This is a genomic window from Paraburkholderia sp. NPDC080076, assembly GCF_050281145.1.
In the GTDB taxonomy this organism is placed as follows: Bacteria; Pseudomonadota; Gammaproteobacteria; order Burkholderiales; family Burkholderiaceae; genus Paraburkholderia.
Genome location: NZ_JBNNWQ010000003.1, coordinates 135,123 through 153,756, shown reverse-complemented (window position 1 = coordinate 153,756; position 18,634 = coordinate 135,123). Strand labels below are relative to the sequence as shown.

Genomic DNA, 18,634 nt, shown 5'->3' with positions numbered 1-18,634 from the left:
ACACCGTATGCATGACGTGTTCGCGCACCCCGCATGTCAGGCCACGCGCGCGGCGCGCTGTTCCAGCCTCGCCGTCACGAGCCGCACCACCACTTCGGCGGCCTGCTCCACCGCGGCCGCCACGGGGCGGCTCAAACTCATCCGTCCTTCTTCGCCCTCTTCGCAACCGAAATCCTGCGGCTCGCAGCCGAGCACGACGATGTCCTCGCACCCGCCGCCGAGCATCCGCACGGTTTGCAGCACCTTGGCCGGGTCCATCTCATGCGGCGACATCAGGATCGGCACGGCGTACGGATCGTCGCTCGCAGCGCCACCCGACTCTTCGATGGACGGCTCGATCACGTACAGCGTGCCGGGCGCGCCGCCGCGCTGCGTCGCATCGATCAGGATCGCGCTGTCCACGCCGTCGAGCAGCGCGTAACACAGATCGACGCCGCGAATGCCGAAGTCCGCGACGTTTACACCCGCCGCGAATGCCGGCAACTCACCCGCGGCCAACTGTTCCTGCAAACGCCGCACCACTTCGACGCCGAAGCCGTCGTCGCCGAGAAACACGTTGCCGATGCCGGCCACCAGAATCGCGCTCATACGAGCCCCCGCCGGGCGCCGGCAGCATGGCCGAGCGGCTCGATCTCGTCCGGCCCGAAGAAGAACCGGTGGCCCGGCATGCGCTGCACGCCGAAGTCCTTGCCCGGATCGTCGTCGATAGTCACGGCGACATGCACGTGGTCGTCGAAATCGCGTTCGATCGATTCGATCGTCGCGACCATGCCGCTCAGCGCGATATCGAAGATGTCGGCGCGGCCGCGCGGGCGCAAGCGCACCTGATCGCCGATGCGAATCTCCACGCCCGCGACCCGCACGCAGGCAAGATGCGGTCGCGCATCGAGTTCGGCCCACGGCGAGACGGGCATGGCGGTCTGCGCCGCGGAGATGGACGCGCCCACGCTCGCCGCGTCGAGCGCGCGCACCTGCCGCAAGGTGCCGTGCAGCTTCTGCATCTGCTCGGCGCCCAAACCTTCGGTGCGCGCGAGCAAGGCGCGAGCACGCTCGTCGGTGGCGATCATTTCGCGCTTTTCTTCGTCTGTCATGGTGAGAATGCGCAGCGTGAGAATCTCGTCGATCTCCGTGGCGTCGAACAGATCGCCGGCGCTTTCGGGCGCGATCTGCGGAAAATCGTAGAGGATGATCGGCGAGGCGAGCATGGTGTCGGGCCGCTGTTCATCGCCGACCAGCACCGGCCACACGCCGATATTGCGGCACGCGGCCGACGCCGCCGCGAGCTCGTCGGGCGGATCGATCGACGAGATCCACGTGCCGCGCTCGATGCTCAGCACGGTATGGCACGAGACCAGCGCATATAGCGAAGCAGCGTCGCGCGTGAGGTCGCGCGCATGCTCGAGCGGCGTCTCGTTGACGATGCGCACCTTCAGCCGATAGACGCCCGCCGCCACGCTCGCCGCACTGATTTCGACGCGGCCTTGCAGCGCCGCACGCGTGCGGCGCAACGCGCCACGCAGCGTGCCATGCCGGTCCGCCAGCGGTTCGAGGTCACTGCCGGCGTCGAATGAAAACGGCATATCGCGCGGCGCGTTCAGCAATTCGCCCAGCACCAGCACGGGCAGCGCGAGATGCCGTTCAGCCGCTTCCTGCCACGGCGTATAGCGCCGTTCGTCGATATCGAGCCCAGACACCGTGCGCCACGCGGGCTCGCCCGACTCCGGGCGCACCGCGGCGTTCTCCGACACGTCCAGCACCATCCGCTCGATCACCTGCAAAAACCCGGGCCGCACCCCGACGCGCGTATGTTCGCCGCCGCGCAGCAGACACTCGCTTTGCGTCACCCACGGATCGCTGCCGGATGCCTCCGCATAGGCGCGCGGATACACGCCGCCGAAGGTCCAGCGCTGCCGGTTCTTCACCGAAGTCGGCCGGTACGGATACAGCATGTAGCCTTCGTACAGCACCGCCTGCACCACGCTTTCGACCGCGTTCACGATATGTCCTCCTCGAGCCTGTCGAGCAGGCTCGTGACCGCCTGCTCCCAACTCGTCAGCCCCCCACGGGTTTTGAAGCGCGAGAGGCGATCGAACACGTCGCGATGCAGGCACAGCCATGCGCCGCTCGGGTAATAGCGAGCCATCATGTCGCGCCATAGCGCCACCGGCAGACGGTACGCCGCCTCCTTGTGCCACGGAATCGGCGCGACCTGCAATGCGCCGTCGGCCTCGCGATAGAACACGGTGCCGCTGAACTGCAGCATCAGCGGAATCTCGCCCTCTTCGAGTCCGTGAAAATATTTGGTGGCGGCCACATTGAAATCGTAGCTGCACGGCACGGGCAGATCGAGCGTGCATTCGCCGGTAAACGGAGGCGCCACTGCCGACGCATGCGTCCACAGCATCGTGCGTAACGTATCGCCCCAACGCGGCGGAATGCCGAACAGGTCTTCGAGACCGTACTGCTCAGCGGGCGCGTAGCGGCGTTTCGCGGCTTCGATCTGAATCTGGCATTGCAGCGTGATGCTGGCGATCTCGCGCTGCGGCGCATTGTCCACCGCCGTATCGACGACACGCAGCTTGAACATCAGCAGCGGCGCCGCGGCAAACGGCACCACTTCCGCCGACTCGACGGTGAATCCGAGATCAGGCATGGAGCAAGCCCTCCGGTACGCGGCCCTGGGTCTTCAGCGCGGCGAAGAAACGATGGATCGCGTCCCAGGTCTGCCGCCCGCCCGCGACGCCACGCCAACGCGCGCGAATTACGCCGGTCAGCGCATAACATTGGTCGATCGGCACGCGGTAGTACTCGCGCGCGCCCTCGCTGCGGTTCACGAGCAGCGCTTCGACATCGGGCTCCAGTTGCGCGAGCCACGGATTGTCGGCGACGAGTTCGGTCCACGCCTGCAGATCCAGCAGCGACTGCGTGCCGCCCGCCGGTCCGGGATACAGCGCGACGATCCGTTGCGCCGAACTGTCGTGAAAGAAGAAAGCCATGTCGATGGGAATCGCCAGCGCGTCCCACTGCGCGTCGCTCATGCGAAAGCCGTCGAGATAACGCGCGTCGCGCGGCACCGGACGATAGCGCGCGTTCTGCTGATTGCCGAACAGCAGCGCGCAGGCACGGCAGCAGCAATACAGTTGGCGTTTGGCGATTTCGAACAGATGAGGATGGTCGGCCAGCAGCGGCGCGCCGCACAACTCGCAATGCACGTCGTCGGCTTGGCGCACGAAATGGCGCACGGCCGCGACCCAGCCGCGCGTCGCGGCGGCGGCGGGTGTCATTGCGCGCCGGCCTCGGTCCGGCTGGCTACCTCGGTGTGCTCGGAGCGCGCGTCGGCGTGCGGGTCGGTGTGCGTGTTAGGCACGAAGCGCAGTTCATGCACGTTGACGTCCTGCAAACCCGCGATGTCGACGCGCATCGTCTCGGGCGCAGCTTCGAAAATCGCAAGCTCGATTTCCTGCCGCAATTCGCCGACCGAATTGTGTTTGCCTTGCAGACGCCCGGCCACTTTCACGCGCACCGCTTCTTCGGCGGCGTCGAGCAATTCGATCTGAATGCCTTGCACGCCGAGCAGTGGCCGCATCTTCTCCACCGCGCGCGATACGCGCGTCGGCAGATCCTGCGGATGCAAACCGTGCAACAGCAGCAGCGCCGATACGCTGGCATCGCGTTCGAACGTTTCAAGCATGGCGTCGTCCATCGCCCCGGCGGACGAAACGATTTCCAGCAGACGCGCGAGCCCGTTCGTATGCAGATCGAGCACCACCTGCAGCAGTTCCTGAGCGCTCTCGCGCGCCGGCGGATCGTCGAGCGTCTCCAGCGCCGCAATGAGTTCCTCGATGCGGCGTTGCTGGGCGGCGACCGAGCGCGAGTCGCTCGTCTGGGCGCTCACGTATGCGCTCCCTGCATCACGCCGAAGGTCGGCGAGTGCGAGGTGTCGATGGTCTTGCCGTTGCCCACATACATGTGCACGCCGCACGGCAGGCATGGATCGAAGCTGCGCACCGCGCGCATGATGTCGATGCCCTTGAACTTGTCGGGGCCGTTCTCCTCGAAGATCGGCGTGTTCTGCACCGCGTCCTCATAAGGTCCGGGCGTGCCGTAAATATCGCGTGGGTTGGCGTTCCAGGGCGTAGGCGGATACGGATGATAGTTGGCGATCTTGCCCTCGCGAATCACGAGGTGATGTGAGAGCACGCCGCGCACCGCTTCATGGAAGCCGCAGCCGAGGCCTTCTTCCGGCACCGTGAAATCGCTGAACGTGCGGGTGCGACCCGCATGCAATTCGGCGAGCGCCTGCTCGGCGAAATACAGCGCTGCTGCTGCCGAATAGGCCTGAAAATACGTGCGGGCGCGATCGCGTTCGAGCGCATTGCTCCACTTCGGAATCTTCCATTCGAATTCGACTTCGGGCTTGAGCGCGGTCTTCGGCAAATAGATTTTCACGCTGTGACCGGTCGCCTTGATATAGCCGATATCCACCAGTCCCGCCAACGCGGTGGCCCACAGGCGCGCAATCGGACCACCGCCGGTATCGAGCGCGAGGTGATCGCCCGTGCGCTTGTCGAGCCAGCGCGGCGACATCACCCACGTATAGTTGCCGTCGAATTTACGCTTCTGCGGATGCGGCAGCGTAGTCTGATTCCACGGATGCTTGCGGTCCACCGGGTTGCCGAGCGGGTCGTTCTTCACGAAGGTTTCCTCGTGATCCCAGTCGTCGTAATAGGAACTGCCGAGCAGAATGCGAATGTTCAGGTTGATGTCGACGAGATCGGTCGTGACCAGTTCGCCGTCCACCACCACGCCCGGGGTGACGAACATGCCGCGGCCCCATTGCGTCATGGTGTTGTAGTTGTAGTCGCACACGTTCGGGTCCTGGAACGAGCCCCAGCAACCGAGTAGAACACGGCGCCGGCCCACTTCTTCGTAGCCCGGCAGTGCCTCGTAGAAGAAGTCGAACAGATCGTCGTGCAGCGGCACGACCTTCTTCATGAACTCCACGTATTTCATCAGGCGCGTGATGTAGTCGGTGAAGAGTTGAATGGTCGGCACGGTGCCCACGCCGCCCGGATACAGCGTCGACGGATGCACGTGGCGGCCTTCCATCAGGCAGAACATTTCGCGCGTGTAGCGGCTCACCATCAGCGTCTCGCGGTAGAACTCGCCGGTAAACGGATTGAGCGCGGTCATGATCTCCGCAATGGTTTTATAGCCGTGCTTGTCCGCGTGTGGCGCGGGTGTTTTCTGGGCCTTGTCCCACACGCCCGGATTGGTCTCCTTGACCATCGTCTCGCAGAAGTCCACGCCCACCAGATTGTCCTGGAAGATGTTGTGATCGAACATGTATTCGGCCGCTTCGCCGAGATTGACGATCCACTCGGCGATCGGCGGCGGCTTCACGCCGTAGGCCATGTTCTGCGCGTAGACCGAGCAGGTCGCGTGATTGTCGCCGCAGATGCCGCAGATCCGGCTCGTGATGAAATGCGCGTCGCGCGGGTCCTTGCCCTTCATGAAAATGCTATAGCCGCGAAAGATCGACGAGGTGCTATAGCATTCCGCCACACGCCGGTTCGCAAAATCGATCTTGGTGTAAATCCCCAGACTGCCGACGATCCGCGTGATCGGATCCCAGTTCATTTCGACCAGCTTGCCCGGCGCTGCCTGGGTGGTGCCGGTCGCTTCAGGTGCGGTGCTGACGGCCATGACCTTCTCCTGCTGACTATGCTGACGACACTGACTACGCGAATTCCGCCCGCTCAGCGACGGTAACCGGTGGTGAGTTCCGAACGGTTATGACGCCATTTCGGCTCATCGTTGAGCGTGTTTTTGGTCAGCTTGCGCAAGCTGCGGATCAGCGGCCCATAGCTCCTGATCAGATTCGACGACAGCACCGCGCCGGGCGGCTCGTCCATGAACGGCATGAACTTGTCCGGGAAGCCCGGCATCGTGCAGCCGATGCAGATGCCGCCCACGTTCGGGCAGCCGCCGATGCCCGCCATCCAGCCGCGCTTGGGCACGTTGCATTGCACGACCGGTCCCCAGCAACCGAGCTTGACGATGCAATTCGGGCTGCCGTATTCGGTCGCGAAGATCGCCTGCTCGTACGAACCCGCCCGGTCGCAACCGTCGTGCACGGTGCGGGTGAACAGCCACTTCGGCCGCAACGCGTCGTCGAGGGGAATCATGGGCGCGAGGCCCGCGAGCTGATACAGCAGATAGAGCAACGTCTCCATGAAGTTGTCCGGCTGCACCGGACATCCCGGCACGTTGACGATCGGCAGACCCGCTTTCGACTTCCAGTCCCAGCCGAGATAATCGGCGAGACCCATGCAGCCGGTCGGGTTGCCCTGCATCGCGTGAATGCCGCCATACGTCGCGCAGGTTCCCGCGCCGACCACCGCCAGCGCGCGTGGCGCAAGCCGGTCGAGCCATTGCGGAATCGTGATCGGGTCGCCCGTATCGGGGTCGGTGCCCAAGGCGGCCCAATAGCCCTCGCGATTGATCCGCTCATTGGGTATCGAGCCTTCCATCACCAGCACGAAGTTGTCCAGCTCGCCACGCGCGGCCTGATGAAACGGCTTGAGAAACTCGTCGCCGTTTTCATACGCCAGCACGGGATTGTGTAAATGGACCTTCGGCAAGCCGGGAATCGCGCCGAGTATCACGTCCTCGATACTCGGCTGGGTGGCGGCGGTAATGGAGACCGAATCGCCGTCACAGCCGAGGCCCGCGGTGATCCAGATGATGTGCACTTCCTTGAGGGCCGGCGCGTGCTGAGTCTTGCGCCCATAGGGGACGTTGTCTGCTTCTGCCATGATGTGTCTCCACGACGTTCACGTTCTTTTGGACAAACAAAGATACGTGGCGAGCGCCGCACGGCAGTCACGTGTCCAGCAATCGATCAGGGATAAATTCCGCGTGGGGAGCGGTTAAAAAGATCGGATTTGCTGCATGTTTTCGTTTGAATGGTGCCCACCGCAATGAGCCCGCAAAACTTTTTCGAGTATAGGTCAGCGATTCGGAATAACCCAATTTTCAGAGCTTATTCGCGAAGCTTCGCGCGCCGCGATAGCCGCATCCACACGCTCTGATCAATTCTCTGACGATAGCTCTTAAGGGTTTGCGCCAAACTGATCTGCCGTTGCGTGCCAATCAGGAACGGATCTCCATCTCCCCGATTCGCTGCCATTTGTAGATCGCCACGGACAATAACCAGGCGGCCGCGAATACGCCGACGATCGCATAGCCGAGCATGCCGAAGTTATCGTTGAGAACCGCCACCGCCTGCCAGAATCCGCCATTCAGATGCAGCTTGTCGGCTACCAGCCCAAGCCCTTCGATGCTGCCGACCAGCAACGCCACCAGCACCGAAATCGTCGTGATGGTGAGGTTGTAGTAGAGCTTGCGGACCGGCTTCACGAAGGCCCAGCCGTAAGCGCCCAGCATGAGGATACTGTCGGTGGTATCGATCAGCGTCATGCCCGCCGTAAACAGCACCGGGAACACGAGGATCGACCAGATCGACATGCCTTGCGCGGCGCCCGCCGCGGAGATACCGAGCAAGCCGACTTCGGTCGCGGTGTCGAAACCGAGGCCGAACAGAAAGCCGAGCGGATACATGTGCCAGCTTCGAGTGATCAGGCGAAACAGCGGCCGGAAGAGGCGTGCGAGAAAACCGCGATTGGCGAGCAGCATGTCGAGATCTTCGTCGACGTAGGGCTCGCCGCGGCGCACGCGCCGAAACGCACGCAGCACGGCGCGCAGCACGACGAGGTTCAGCAGCGCAATGGCGAACAGGAAAAACGTCGACACGAGCGTGCCGATCATGGCGCCCGTTTCCCTGAATCCGCTCAGCCGGGTTTGCAAGGCCATCGCGGTGACGGCAATGCCGAGCGTGGCGAGTACGACGATGGTGGAGTGGCCGAGCGAGAACATCAGCCCTGCCGTCAGCGGACGCTGGCCGGACTGCATGAGCTTGCGCGTGACGTTGTCGATGGCGGCGATGTGGTCCGCGTCCACGGCGTGCCGCAAACCGAGCGAGTAAGCCAGTAGACACGAGCCCATCAGCAGCGGATAGCCGCGAAACGCCATGAAGGCCGCAAGCCACGCCGCGAGATTGAAGGTCAGCAGCAACGCGTAGAGCCACGCGATCCGCCGGCGCTGATGGCCGGATGCCGCTATCGGAAACGCCTTCACGAACTCCGTCATGTGTTCTTCTCCCCGGAGCGAAGGCGAAGGCGGCTGCTTTGCACAGCCAGGCGCGCGAGGCGCCTTTTCGATAATAGACCTTTTCACACGCTGCGCCATCGCTCGATGGATGACGCAGCGCATCACCGCTTCAGGCTACTTCACATTGAACGCATAGTCGCCATGCGTGCGATGTCCGTCCGACGCCACGGCCACCCAATGCACCGTGTAGTGACCGGCCGCGAGCGGCGGCAGCGGCACGGCGATGAGCGCCGGCTGATGCTCGTCGACCGAGGCCTTCTGCGTGTTGACCTGCTTGCCGCTCGCGTCGGTCACCGTCAGCGAACTGAACGCCGCTTCGAGCGGCCCGTCGAAAATCACCCGCACCTGCCCGGGCGAGGCCACCGTCACGCCCGCTCCCGGCTCCTGCTTTTGAGGGAACACGTGAGCGAAGGCCGCGCCCGCGAGCGCGAGGCCAGCGCACAGCGCCGCCAGTTTCGCCACGGCTTTAGTGCCGCGCAAACGTCGGTGTTTCATCGTGCCATTCATCATCACTCTCCTGCGTTACTGGAACAGCGGTTTGCCGATCGTGGTCGGCGCGACATCGTCGAAGAAAATATGCGCCTGCACCAGAATGCCCACATGCGAGCCGCTCGCACGATTGATCGGGATCTGCGCCTCGACGCCGAACTGCCCATAACGGTTGATCCAGATAAAGCCCGGATTGACCGTGCCGGTCGTCTGCCCCTGGCTGCGCGATAGTGGAATTTCCACCAGCGGAATCAGGTTGGCGAACGGCTGCGGCAGACCGACATCGCGCACGTGCTGTTGCAGATACGGCAAGCTGTACTGCACGGTGAAGCCGTAATTGAAGGCGTTCGGCTGTCCCGCGCCGGTGGTCAGCGCCGGTCCCGCTTCGCCCGTGATGGCGATCGGTCGCAGATACGCCAGCGAGTCGGGCAGATCGCCCATGCCCTTGCCGGCAAAGATGGTCGGCGAGATGGTCGAGAAGTTGTCGGCGATCGCGCGGCTGCCCGTGCCGCCGAGTTCGGCATCCACACCGACCGAGGTCATGAATTCGTGCGCGTCGTTGACGTACAGCAAGTACTTCAAGCCAACGCCGAAGTTGTCGAAGCCGTGCGCCCGCGGATTGTTCTGCATTGCATATGTACCGTCGACGGACACCGCGAGCCGAGGTGTGATCAGCTTGTCGTATTCGAAGTCGAAGGTGTTGATGCTCTGGTCGCCGTTGTCGCCCGGCACGCGTTGGTGGCCGAACTGAAGGTTGGCTTCGTCGCCGACGCCGGGGTCGTCGACGGCCATCGTCGATGGGAAGACGCGGTTGCCCGCAATCGCGTGAGCGCCGGCAAGCGAAGGGGCGCACAACAATGCGCCGGCGGTGGCCGCGAAAAGCGCCGCCGCGCGCAGCGGTTGCCTGCGGGGCGTTGTGTGGGTAAGCATGATTCATCCTGTTTCATGGGTCGTGACAATGCCGGCGCGCGCAGTCGATAGGGACGCGCGGCGGCAACCGCGATGCATTCGATGCATCGCGCCGTGGTGACTCGAATCAGGATGCGGACGGAGGTGCCCGGGGTTGAGCGAAGGTGAGCGGTTCGACGCGGCGCACGCTCTCGAAGCGGGTCGCGACAGTGTGCTGCACAGCGCGGACGGTGACGACGAACAGTGCCTCGACGCTCGGCACGGCCGGCATGTGGGCGAGCAGGCTGCAATAACCGCAGAGGTCGCCGTCGGACATGGCCGTGTGGTCGGCGTGTTTGTCGCCTGCTGGATCCGGCGCGCTCGACGTGACCGATGTCGCGTCCGGCGTGTCGTCCTGCATCGAGTCCATCGAGTCCATCGAACCCATGGACGCCATCGACGGCATGTCGCAATGCTCGGCTGACATGCCGCTTTCATCGCTGCGTGCGGCGAGCGTGTGCGAGATCGTCGGAGCGAGCGTGGCCATCAGGATCGCGAACAATCCCAGCCAACTGCCGATCTTCCGATAGAAACGACTCACGATGCGCCCGGCGACACGATAGGGAAGCTGTCGCGGATTATGCCACGGTCGATACCGCATTCCGGTCCTGACGCGGCAGTTATGTTGGACATTTCACTCATGCATCACGCATGCAGCGCACGTCTTCGAAGGTGCCGCGCGGAGGGCTCGCGTCGCCAACCGGCAAGAGCTTCGCGACCGCCCGGTCAATAGAGCAAACTGCCGACGCCAAACCCATCGCGGACGGTGGACAATGCGATCATCCCGGCTCGGCACGGAGTGTCCATGAAAGCGCAGCGCCCGCGTCCCCCGCACTTTCCCGGCGAAGAGCCGCATGCCGAGTGGCGCGACCACACCCTGCTCTATGTCGTCGTGGCCGGGGTCATCATCCTGATGGTCACGCTGGCCGTCTGGCTGGTCGATCCGGCGCCGCCCAAGACGATCACCCTGAGCGCCGGTCCGCATGACAGCTCGTTTCTCGTCGCCGCCGAGCAGTACAAGAAAATTCTCGCCCGCAACGGCATCAAGCTGAACGTGCTGGAGTCCGACGGCTCCGTGCAGAACCTGCACCGTCTGCTGGACCCGAAAGAGCGCGTCGACGTCGCGCTCGTGCAAGGCGGCGTCGCCGACGGCCTCGACACCTCGTCGCTGATGTCGCTCGGCAGCGTTTTCTATATTCCTGTGGTGGTGTTCTATCGCGGCACGGGCCTGAGCCAGCTTTCGCAACTGGAAGGCAAACGCGTCGCGGTGGGCCGCGAAGGCAGCGGCACGCGGCTGCTGGCGCTCAAACTGCTGGATGCGAACGGCATCGAGCCGGGCGGCGACACCACGCTGGTGCCGAGCGACGGCATGCAGGCCGCCACCCAACTGGTGGCGGGTGACGTGGACGCCGCGATCCTGAACGGCGACTCGGCCACGCGCGGGCTGATGCTGCGCCTGCTCAAGGTGCCCGGCGTGTCGGTGATGAACTTCGCCGAAGCGAACGCGTATACGCGTCTCTTTCCCTATCTGGACCAGATCGACCTGCCGGCCGGCGTGCTGGATCTGAAGCGCAGGATTCCGCCCGAAACGGTGCATCTGATCAGTCCGACCGTCGAGCTGGTGGCTCGTACCACGCTGCATCCGGCCATTTCCGATTTGCTGATCGAAGCGGCGCAGGAAGTGCATGGCATGCCGGGCCTGTTGCAGCGCGCGGGGGAATTTCCGAGTCCCGTCGCGCGCGAATATCAGATCAGTGAAGACGCGCAGCGCTACTACAAGACGGGCAAAAGCTTTCTGTATCGCACGCTGCCGTTCTGGCTGGCGAGCATCGGCGACCGCACGCTCGTTCTGCTGCTGCCGATGGCCGTGCTGCTGTTCCCGGCCATGCGCCTGATTCCGGCGCTCTATCGCTGGCGGGTGCGCTCGCGCATCTATCGCTATTATGGTTCGCTGATTGCGATCGAACGCGGTGCGCTCGCCGATTCGACCGACGAGGAGCGCGCGCGGCTCTTCGCGGAACTGGATCAGATCGAGGATTCGTTGAATCGGCTGCGCATGCCGCTCGCTTACGCAGACGCGTTCTATGTGCTGCGCGAACACGTCGGCTTCGTGCGCAGCCGGCTGGGGGCTGCGTCGCGGCTAGGCAGCCACCCCTAGGCGGGGTGGCGGGTTTTGCGCTTTTCGGGTGACGGGTGAGTTGGGCGGTTCGGCCGGAAACTGCGTGGGAGACTTCGGGCGCGGTTTCGTGCCCGGTGTCCTGCACATTTTCGTGTGCGGTGTCACCGATCAGCCGGCCGGCTCGTCGAGCCGGCCTACGCCTTACGCCTTCGCTTCGCCGTCCTGCGAAGCCGTGGCGGCCTCGGCCGGCGCATTCGCTGCTTCGGCAGTGGCCTGCGTGGTTGCTTCAGCGGGCGCTTGCGTGGCCGCTTCAGCGTTCGGCTCCGCGGCTGTCTCGGCGGATGCTTGCGTGGCTACTTCAGCCGTCGCTTGCGTGGCCGTCTCGCCGGCCGCATTCGCATTCGCGCTCGCCGCACCGGCTGCCGCCTTCTGCGCACCCCTGGCTGCGCGATGCGCCTGCAGACGCTGCGCGCCCGCGGCTTCCTGCGCCGTGACCTTGCCCGCCTCGGCGCCCGTCAGATCGACGCGAGCCGCGCCTTCCACGAGACATTTCCAGTAGCGGCTGCCACGGCACCACGTCTTGATCGCGTCGCGCAATTCCGCTTCGCTCAACGACAGGTCCTTGGCGTGCACCACGAGGTCTTCGAAAATACCGACCTTGAGCGGCAGCTTGGGCGCCGGATTCTTCGGAAAGGCAATGGGGAAGCGCTTCTGCAGCCGCCCGATCGATTTCACCACCGGATCCACGGGCTTCGCGTCCACCGCCGGTTTGGCGTCGGACGCGGCTGCGGGCGCGGCACGGCGCGGCGGCGCGGGCTTGCGGGCAGGCCTCGCGCCCGGCTTGGACGCGTCCTTGGCAGCAGGCTTGGAAGCGTCCTTAGCGGGCTTGGAAGCGTCCTTCGAAGCAGGCTTGGCGCCGGACTTCGCGGCAGGCGCAGCCTCGCGGCGAGCCGCGGCCAATTGCTTCTTCAGTTCAGCGAGTTGTTCGAAACCCATAGCGCACAATCAATCGAGAAAGACGAGATTGTAGCAGCGTAAGGAAACACGCTCGTGACGACGCCGCGAGCCGCGCCGCGCGGGGCTCCGTGCGGGGTTGCGCGAGTGTTACCCTGTAGGCTCGGCGCGGCACGGTCAAGCTCGATGTTTGCGGCCTTTCCCGCCCCCTTCCGGCCCCGTTTCCGCCCCCTTTTTTCCCTTCCCGGCCCCGCTCCCGCGCTTCATGGACCTCAAGCAAATCCAGTACTTCATCGCACTTTTCGAAGACGGCTCCGTCACGCGCGCGGCGAAACGGCTCAATATCGTCCAACCCGCGCTCAGCATGCAGATTTCGAAGCTCGAAACCGAATTGCGCCAGAAACTCTTCGAACGCGGGCCGCACGGCATGACGCCGACCGACGCGGCGCGCCAGATGTATCGCCTGTACACGCCGATCATGCGCGACATCGAACGGGCGCGCGACCAGTTGAGCCGGCAGGATGCGATCGTCACGGGGCGGGTGTCGCTCGGCATGGTGTCGTCGGAGGCGGAAAGCGTGCTGCCGGAGTCGCTCGCCAGATTCAACGCGATGTTCCCGCAGGTCGAAGTGTCGGTTGCCGACGGCTTCAGCGCGCAGTTGATCGACGCGGTCGAAGCCGGCCGGCTGGATGCGGCCATCATCAACAAACCGCGCGGGCGTCTCACGCTCGACGTGGTGCCGTTGCTCGACGAGGAAATGGTGCTGGTGACGAGCGCCGCGCTCGGCCCCGACCTGCCGCCGACCGTCGATCTCGCGAAACTGGCCGGCATCGAACTGGTGCTGCCGACCCGCCGCAATGGCTTGCGCGGCGTGCTGGACGCGGCGCTGCTGGCCGCCGACGTGGTCATCAAGCCGAAGTTCGAGATCGACCTGCTCAACACCATCGTGCAGTTCGTCGAACAGAGCGGCGTCGCGACGATCCTGCCGCGCGTGGTGGTTCAGCGCAAGGTCGACGAAGGCGTGCTGTGCGCGCGCGCCATCGCGTCGCCGCCGATCGTGCGGCACATCATCCGCGTGAGCCATCCGAAGCGGCCGATCGGGCCGGCGGCGCATGCGCTGATCGATATCATCGGCGAGGAGATCCGGCGTGTGACTACTGGTGTCCCGGCCGGCTGAAACGTCGCCAGGCCACCCGCCCAACCGCGACCTAAACCGCCTCGCGCACCGCCCCCTCCTCGAGCCTCCCACGTGTTTCCGGCACGACGAACGCGCCGATCAGGAAAATCACGCTGATCGCCCCGACGAAGATCGCCAGCGTCATCGGCAACTCGCTCGCGTCTTTCGCCACCAGCGAGACGGCGGTCGGCATTATCCCGCCGATCGCAAAGCCGATGTTCCAGGAAAGCCCCGTGCCGGTCGCGCGAATCGCCGTCGGAAACCGTTCGTTCAGGAAGATCAGGACCGGCGCGTAGCCGGCGCTGCCGAGCGCGCTGAGAATCACCGCGTACACGCCGATCATCGTGATGCTTTGCGCCGTGGGCAGCAGCAGGAACAGCGCGGGCAACGCGAACAGGCGAATCAGGCCGAGCCAGATGAAAGCGCTCTTGCGCCCGATGAACGTGCTCAGATGCCCCGCCGCCACCGACGCGATCACCACCGCCACACTGCAGATCAGCAGGATCGCCGCCGCGGCGCCGTTCGGCGCGTGGCTCACCACCTTGAGAAAGGTCGGCAGATAGCCCGAGGTCAGGTAATAGCCGCTGCCGCCGCCGATGGTCAGCAGCAGGTTGACGAACAGAATCGAGCGATAGTCGCGGGAAAACAGCGTGCGCACCGGCGAGCGCACGATTTCGACGGGCGTGTCGAGCTTCTGCGCCGCGGCCTTGGCGGCCTTCTCGACGGCGAGCTTCTTCCACAGCGGCGACTCTTCGAGGCTGCTGAAAACGAACAGCCCGAGCACCGAACTGATGATGCCGGTGAAGAACATGCAGCGCCAGCCCCACACATCGAACGATGGGCCGGGGAACAGCGCCGACATCGCCAGATACGTGAGCGATGCGAGCAACGCGCCGAGGCCTGCTCCGCCGCCGCCGATCAACCCCGACACCGCGCCGCGATATTTCGGCGCGACCGATTCCGTGCCGATGGTATGCGTCGATGCCACCACGCCGCCCACGAACACGCCCTGCACGAGGCGCAACACGAGGAACAGGATCGGCGCGACGAGGCCCACCTGCACGACGGTCGGTAGCACGCCGAACGCGGCCGTGGAAAGACCGACGCCGACCACCGCGATGATCATCGCGCCCTTGCGTCCGTGGCGATCCGCATAGGAGCCGAACCATGCCGAGCCGAGCGGGCGCATCAGCAGCGTCACGGCAAAGGACGCATAAACCGCGGCGAGCGAGAGCATCGCGTGTTCGGACGGGAAGAACAGCCGCCCCACCACCGGCGCGACGAACAGCAACACGAACAGATCGAACAGATCCAGTGCCCAGCCGAGGCACGAGGCCATTACCGCACCCATCACTTGCCGCTGGTCTACCGCGGGCAAGGCGGCGCCATTTTGCGCTGCTACGGACATCGTCATCTCCTTGACTATCAGCGGGCCGTCTCTCGATCGTCCGCGTTTGTAGGCACGCTCTCTTGCGCGCGCTCTTGGTGGTGTTAAGAAACCTTATGGCGAGGCCGCGGTGAGCGGCGCCGTTTCGATGCTGCGTTTGCCTCGCGCCGCGCGAGCATCGCGTCGGCGATTTTTTCGGCCATCGTGATAGTCGGGACAATGAAGTCTTCGAGCGCGCCCGACTCGACCAGCAGCGCGGACATGCATTGACCCCGCGTGAAGAAACGCTCCATCCCCCTGTCTCCTTTGTCGACCGGAGTTAGCGCTTTAGCGCTTACTCCGGTCCCATGCAACCTGGCCGCTGTCTTCCCATTCGCCGTCGTGCGGCGGTCGCATTAACTGCCGCGAAACACCGGCTTGCGTTTGCCGTGAAATGCCTCGACGCCTTCGCGGAAATCGTCGGAAGTACGCAGACGGCTATAGCAGTGCCCTTCGAGTTCGATCGCGATCGACAGCGGCGCGTCCTCGGTGTCGTTAAGCAGCTTCTTCGCGGTGCGTTGCGCGAGCGGCGAGAACGCGCGCAGCTCGTCCACCAGCGCATCGGTCGTGGCTTCGAGTTCCGAGTCGGCCACGCACTCGACCGCGATGCCCCACTCGTAGGCCTGCTTGCCCGGAATGCGGCGCGAGCGCATCACGATGTCCTTGGTGCGGCCGATGCCGACCATCTGCTGCAAACGGGCCGAGCCGCCCGACCCCGGAATCTGGCCGAGCTTCTGTTCCGGCAGCGCGTAAAAAGTGGTGTCGGTGGCAATGCGGAAGTCGCACGCGAGCGACAGTTCGAAGCCCACGCCGAAACAGAAGCCGCGATTGGCGGCGATCACCGGCTTCGAGCAGCGCGCGGGCGCGGCGATATTCCAGGCAAGCTTCGACACGGTTTCCGGCGATGCTTCGAGAAAGCCCTTGATGTCGCCGCCGCTCGAAAAGTGCTCGCCCTTGGCGCGCACCACGATCACGCGCACGCGCGGATCTTCGTCGAGCGCCTCGAAGGCGGCGCGCATTTGATCCCGCGCGTGCATCGAAATCACGTTGAACGGCGGGCGATGCAGGATGATGTCCGCGCGTTCGCGTTCGGCGTCGATCTCGATCGAGAAGCCGTCGAGATCCTGAAGCAGCGTCTGGCCGCGGTGGGTCAGGTCGGTCATGAGGTTACTCCTTGGTGGTTTCCGTGTGAGGTGCAATGGATTCGCCGCGCGTGTCGCGGTGGTACTCGCCCGCGGACAGCTTGCGGCGCAGGATCTTGCCGACCGGCGACTTCGGTATGTCGTCGACGAACACGTATTCGCGCGGACGCTTGAAGTTGACGAGATCGGAGGTGCGGCAGTGCGCGTCGAGCGTGTCGGCGTCGACGTAATCGCGGCGCTTGACGAAGGCGACCACGCGCTGGCCCCAGCGCTCGTCCTTCACGCCGGCCACCGCGACCTCGTCGACCGCGGGATGCAGCGACAGCACCGACTCGATATCGACCGGCGAAATGTTCTCGCCGCCGCTGATGATCATGTCGTCGACGCGGCCCGACACGTACAGGTCGCCTTGCGCGTCGAAGAAACCGGTGTCGCCCGTGAAATACCAGCCGTCGCGCAATGATTTGGCGTTCGCATCGGGACGGTTCCAGTACCCTTCGAAGGCTTCGTCGCCGAGCAGGTCGGCGATGATCTGGCCTTCCTCGCCCACTTGCGCGAGGTCTTCGGGCGTGTGGGCGTCGAGCCTGACGACGCGCAAGCGCGTGTTGATGCCCGCGCGCCCCGCACTGCCCGGCTTGCGCGTGGCGTCCTGATCGATGCTGAAGGTGTAGACCTCGGACGAGCCGTAGTGATTGACGAACAGTTCCGGTTCGAACGCCGCCGAGAGGCGCTTGAGCAAACCGTCGTTCATCGGCGCGCCGGCAAAACCGAGCTTCTTCACCGTCGACGTATCAATCGACGCGAAAGCCGGATCGGCCAGCAGATCGTGATACAGCGTCGGCACCAGATAGAGACACGTGAGCTTGTGCTGCGCAATCGCATCGAGTGCGAAGCGCGCATTCCAGCGGCGCACGCAGACGAACAGGCCGTCCACGAGTGCCATCGAGAGCAGCGAGCGCACGCCCATCGTGTGATAAAGCGGCATCACGCCGAGCGTGCGCTCGCCGTGGCCATACAGATTCTGCGCGACATGCGCGAGCGCGGCGGCGCGTTCATGACGATGACGGCGCGGCACGCCCTTCGCCTTGCCGGTGGTGCCCGAGGTGTAGAGAATCAGCGAGTAGTCGTCGGCATTCGCGCAGGTGTGTCCGGCGTTCAGCGCATCCGGCGTGCTGTGCGCCATCAGAGTTTCGAAGCTCGCAGTGCGGCCCTGCGCGTCGTCGAGACCGATACGCGGCAGACGTTGCGCTGCGGGACTCTGCGCGACGGCATCGGCGCAAACCGGCTCGTACACGATAGCCTTCACACCGGCATCGGTCACGCAGTATTCGAGTTCATCGGGTTTCGCACGCCAGTTCAGCGGCACGATCACCACGCCCGTGAACTGGCAGGCCCAATGCAAGGTCGCCATTTCCCAGCGGTTTTGCAGCACCACCAGCAAGCGGTCGCCATGCGCGAGGCCCAGGCCGCGCAGACCTTCGGCCACCTTCATGATCAGTCGATGCCACTGCGCATACGTCAGCGTCAACTCACCGTCGACGAGCGCGAGTGCGTCGGGGCTGCGTTCCACGCTCTGCAGAAAGGTTCGGCCGAGGTCAAGCATGAGCGGCCTCCACGGTCTCGCCAGCCGTCTTGCCTTGCCGGCGCCGCGAAGCCACGTCGAGCACCGCGGCGACGATCGGCGTATAGCCCGTACAGCGGCACAGATGGCCCGAGAGCATGTCGCGCACCTGCGCTTCGCTCGGATCGGGCACGCGCTGCAGATAGTCCGCGCACGACATCAGAATTCCGGCGGTGCAGAAGCCGCACTGCAACGCGTGGTGACGCTGGAACGCCTGCTGCAAGTCTCCGAGTTTCATGTCGGACGCGAGTCCCTCCACGGTGTCGATGCGGCGTCCCTCCGCCTGCACCGCCAGCATCAGGCACGAGCGTCCCGCCACGCCGTCGACGTGCACCGTGCACGCGCCGCACACGCCGTGCTCGCAGCCGACGTGCGTGCCGGTCGCGCCCAGTTCGTGACGGATGAAATCCGATAGCAGTTCGCGCGGCTCGCAATAGCCGCTGCGTTCACGGCCATTGAGCGTCAGCGTGACGCACTGCCGTTCGCCCTGCCGCATCACGTGCACGACGTTGCCGTTCGATGTGTT

At 64.7% G+C, this 18,634-nt stretch carries 19 protein-coding genes; 2 read left to right on the top strand and 17 right to left on the bottom strand.

The genetic code is table 11. The annotated features are described in order from the left end of the window. Positions 1-36 precede the first annotated feature (36 nt). The 11 genes from ACQKRQ_RS12995 to ACQKRQ_RS12945 form a co-directional block, all read right to left on the bottom strand. A complete protein-coding gene (locus ACQKRQ_RS12995; protein ID WP_132374321.1) occupies positions 37-588 on the bottom strand; it encodes a hydrogenase maturation protease in 552 nt (183 codons plus the stop codon). Next, complete coding sequence (locus tag ACQKRQ_RS12990; RefSeq protein ID WP_427477342.1) at positions 585-1,997, bottom strand: hypothetical protein; 1,413 nt, start codon at positions 1,995-1,997, stop codon at positions 585-587. Before ACQKRQ_RS12990 ends, ACQKRQ_RS12995 begins: the two co-directional genes overlap by 4 nt. Next, positions 1,994-2,653 (bottom strand): DUF6084 family protein, encoded by a 660-nt coding sequence (locus tag ACQKRQ_RS12985; RefSeq protein WP_132374319.1) that lies wholly within the window; start codon positions 2,651-2,653, stop codon positions 1,994-1,996. Before ACQKRQ_RS12985 ends, ACQKRQ_RS12990 begins: the two co-directional genes overlap by 4 nt. Next, positions 2,646-3,284 carry a DUF5947 family protein gene (locus ACQKRQ_RS12980; RefSeq protein WP_427477340.1) on the bottom strand — a complete coding sequence of 213 codons (639 nt, stop codon included), beginning with the start codon at positions 3,282-3,284 and terminating at the stop codon, positions 2,646-2,648. The genes ACQKRQ_RS12985 and ACQKRQ_RS12980 overlap by 8 nt, the downstream gene beginning before the upstream one ends. Then, positions 3,281-3,895 carry a NifU family protein gene (locus tag ACQKRQ_RS12975; RefSeq protein ID WP_427477338.1) on the bottom strand — a complete coding sequence of 205 codons (615 nt, stop codon included), beginning with the start codon at positions 3,893-3,895 and terminating at the stop codon, positions 3,281-3,283. Before ACQKRQ_RS12975 ends, ACQKRQ_RS12980 begins: the two co-directional genes overlap by 4 nt. After that, on the bottom strand, positions 3,892-5,706 hold the full coding sequence (locus tag ACQKRQ_RS12970) for a nickel-dependent hydrogenase large subunit (protein WP_408176541.1): 1,815 nt from the start codon (positions 5,704-5,706) through the stop codon (positions 3,892-3,894). Before ACQKRQ_RS12970 ends, ACQKRQ_RS12975 begins: the two co-directional genes overlap by 4 nt. A 53-nt stretch (positions 5,707-5,759) precedes the next feature. Next, complete coding sequence (locus ACQKRQ_RS12965; RefSeq protein ID WP_132374316.1) at positions 5,760-6,818, bottom strand: hydrogenase expression protein HypE; 1,059 nt, start codon at positions 6,816-6,818, stop codon at positions 5,760-5,762. A 337-nt stretch (positions 6,819-7,155) separates the two neighbouring features. Next, positions 7,156-8,211 (bottom strand): HoxN/HupN/NixA family nickel/cobalt transporter, encoded by a 1,056-nt coding sequence (locus tag ACQKRQ_RS12960; protein WP_427477336.1) that lies wholly within the window; start codon positions 8,209-8,211, stop codon positions 7,156-7,158. 135 nt (positions 8,212-8,346) lie between these two features. After that, complete coding sequence (locus ACQKRQ_RS12955) at positions 8,347-8,739, bottom strand: copper resistance CopC family protein (RefSeq protein ID WP_427478314.1); 393 nt, start codon at positions 8,737-8,739, stop codon at positions 8,347-8,349. 15 nt (positions 8,740-8,754) lie between these two features. Next, positions 8,755-9,651, bottom strand: coding sequence for a hypothetical protein (locus ACQKRQ_RS12950; protein WP_408282019.1), 897 nt, complete (start codon positions 9,649-9,651; stop codon positions 8,755-8,757). A 106-nt stretch (positions 9,652-9,757) separates the two neighbouring features. Then, positions 9,758-10,210, bottom strand: coding sequence for a DUF2946 domain-containing protein (locus tag ACQKRQ_RS12945; RefSeq protein ID WP_408311013.1), 453 nt, complete (start codon positions 10,208-10,210; stop codon positions 9,758-9,760). A gap of 264 nt (positions 10,211-10,474) precedes the next feature. Between ACQKRQ_RS12945 and ACQKRQ_RS12940 the strand changes: the two genes are divergently transcribed. Further along, the gene (locus tag ACQKRQ_RS12940) at positions 10,475-11,827 is read left to right on the top strand and encodes a TAXI family TRAP transporter solute-binding subunit (protein ID WP_132374312.1); all 1,353 of its coding nucleotides are present in this window, start codon (positions 10,475-10,477) and stop codon (positions 11,825-11,827) included. Positions 11,828-11,989: 162 nt separating this feature from the next. Here the strand turns inward: ACQKRQ_RS12940 and ACQKRQ_RS12935 are convergent, their stop codons facing one another. Continuing rightward, positions 11,990-12,784 (bottom strand): ProQ/FinO family protein, encoded by a 795-nt coding sequence (locus ACQKRQ_RS12935; protein ID WP_427477333.1) that lies wholly within the window; start codon positions 12,782-12,784, stop codon positions 11,990-11,992. Between the two features lie 223 nt (positions 12,785-13,007). On the opposite strand from ACQKRQ_RS12935, the gene ACQKRQ_RS12930 reads away from it, so the two are divergent. Next, positions 13,008-13,919, top strand: coding sequence for a LysR family transcriptional regulator (locus ACQKRQ_RS12930; protein WP_132374310.1), 912 nt, complete (start codon positions 13,008-13,010; stop codon positions 13,917-13,919). 31 nt (positions 13,920-13,950) lie between these two features. Here the strand turns inward: ACQKRQ_RS12930 and ACQKRQ_RS12925 are convergent, their stop codons facing one another. The 5 genes from ACQKRQ_RS12925 to ACQKRQ_RS12905 all read right to left on the bottom strand — a co-directional run bounded on the left by ACQKRQ_RS12925 (position 13,951) and on the right by ACQKRQ_RS12905 (position 18,604). Next, positions 13,951-15,327, bottom strand: coding sequence for an MFS transporter (locus tag ACQKRQ_RS12925; protein ID WP_427477331.1), 1,377 nt, complete (start codon positions 15,325-15,327; stop codon positions 13,951-13,953). A gap of 83 nt (positions 15,328-15,410) precedes the next feature. After that, positions 15,411-15,599 carry a hypothetical protein gene (locus tag ACQKRQ_RS12920; RefSeq protein WP_427477329.1) on the bottom strand — a complete coding sequence of 63 codons (189 nt, stop codon included), beginning with the start codon at positions 15,597-15,599 and terminating at the stop codon, positions 15,411-15,413. Between the two features lie 102 nt (positions 15,600-15,701). Then, positions 15,702-16,508, bottom strand: a complete 807-nt coding sequence (locus tag ACQKRQ_RS12915) for an enoyl-CoA hydratase/isomerase family protein (RefSeq protein WP_427477327.1) — start codon at positions 16,506-16,508, stop codon at positions 15,702-15,704. 4 nt (positions 16,509-16,512) lie between these two features. Continuing rightward, positions 16,513-18,090 (bottom strand): AMP-binding protein, encoded by a 1,578-nt coding sequence (locus tag ACQKRQ_RS12910; RefSeq protein WP_427477325.1) that lies wholly within the window; start codon positions 18,088-18,090, stop codon positions 16,513-16,515. Beyond that, on the bottom strand, positions 18,083-18,604 hold the full coding sequence (locus ACQKRQ_RS12905; protein WP_427478312.1) for a (2Fe-2S)-binding protein: 522 nt from the start codon (positions 18,602-18,604) through the stop codon (positions 18,083-18,085). The genes ACQKRQ_RS12910 and ACQKRQ_RS12905 overlap by 8 nt, the downstream gene beginning before the upstream one ends. Between the last annotated feature and the right edge of the window lie 30 nt (positions 18,605-18,634).

Bases quoted from the DNA above. Each gene is read 5' to 3' on its own strand.
- ACQKRQ_RS12995 (WP_132374321.1), bottom strand. From the start codon at position 588: ATGAGCGCGATTCTGGTGGCCGGCATCGGCAACGTGTTTCTCGGCGAC.
- ACQKRQ_RS12985 (WP_132374319.1), bottom strand. From the start codon at position 2,653: ATGCCTGATCTCGGATTCACCGTCGAGTCGGCGGAAGTGGTGCCGTTT.
- ACQKRQ_RS12980 (WP_427477340.1), bottom strand. From the start codon at position 3,284: ATGACACCCGCCGCCGCCGCGACGCGCGGCTGGGTCGCGGCCGTGCGC.
- ACQKRQ_RS12970 (WP_408176541.1), bottom strand. From the start codon at position 5,706: ATGGCCGTCAGCACCGCACCTGAAGCGACCGGCACCACCCAGGCAGCG.
- ACQKRQ_RS12965 (WP_132374316.1), bottom strand. From the start codon at position 6,818: ATGGCAGAAGCAGACAACGTCCCCTATGGGCGCAAGACTCAGCACGCG.
- ACQKRQ_RS12960 (WP_427477336.1), bottom strand. From the start codon at position 8,211: ATGACGGAGTTCGTGAAGGCGTTTCCGATAGCGGCATCCGGCCATCAG.
- ACQKRQ_RS12955 (WP_427478314.1), bottom strand. From the start codon at position 8,739: ATGAATGGCACGATGAAACACCGACGTTTGCGCGGCACTAAAGCCGTG.
- ACQKRQ_RS12950 (WP_408282019.1), bottom strand. From the start codon at position 9,651: ATGCTTACCCACACAACGCCCCGCAGGCAACCGCTGCGCGCGGCGGCG.
- ACQKRQ_RS12940 (WP_132374312.1), top strand. From the start codon at position 10,475: ATGAAAGCGCAGCGCCCGCGTCCCCCGCACTTTCCCGGCGAAGAGCCG.
- ACQKRQ_RS12935 (WP_427477333.1), bottom strand. From the start codon at position 12,784: ATGGGTTTCGAACAACTCGCTGAACTGAAGAAGCAATTGGCCGCGGCT.
- ACQKRQ_RS12930 (WP_132374310.1), top strand. From the start codon at position 13,008: ATGGACCTCAAGCAAATCCAGTACTTCATCGCACTTTTCGAAGACGGC.
- ACQKRQ_RS12925 (WP_427477331.1), bottom strand. From the start codon at position 15,327: ATGTCCGTAGCAGCGCAAAATGGCGCCGCCTTGCCCGCGGTAGACCAG.
- ACQKRQ_RS12920 (WP_427477329.1), bottom strand. From the start codon at position 15,599: ATGGAGCGTTTCTTCACGCGGGGTCAATGCATGTCCGCGCTGCTGGTC.
- ACQKRQ_RS12915 (WP_427477327.1), bottom strand. From the start codon at position 16,508: ATGACCGACCTGACCCACCGCGGCCAGACGCTGCTTCAGGATCTCGAC.
- ACQKRQ_RS12910 (WP_427477325.1), bottom strand. From the start codon at position 18,090: ATGCTTGACCTCGGCCGAACCTTTCTGCAGAGCGTGGAACGCAGCCCC.
- ACQKRQ_RS12905 (WP_427478312.1), bottom strand. From the start codon at position 18,604: ATGCGGCAGGGCGAACGGCAGTGCGTCACGCTGACGCTCAATGGCCGT.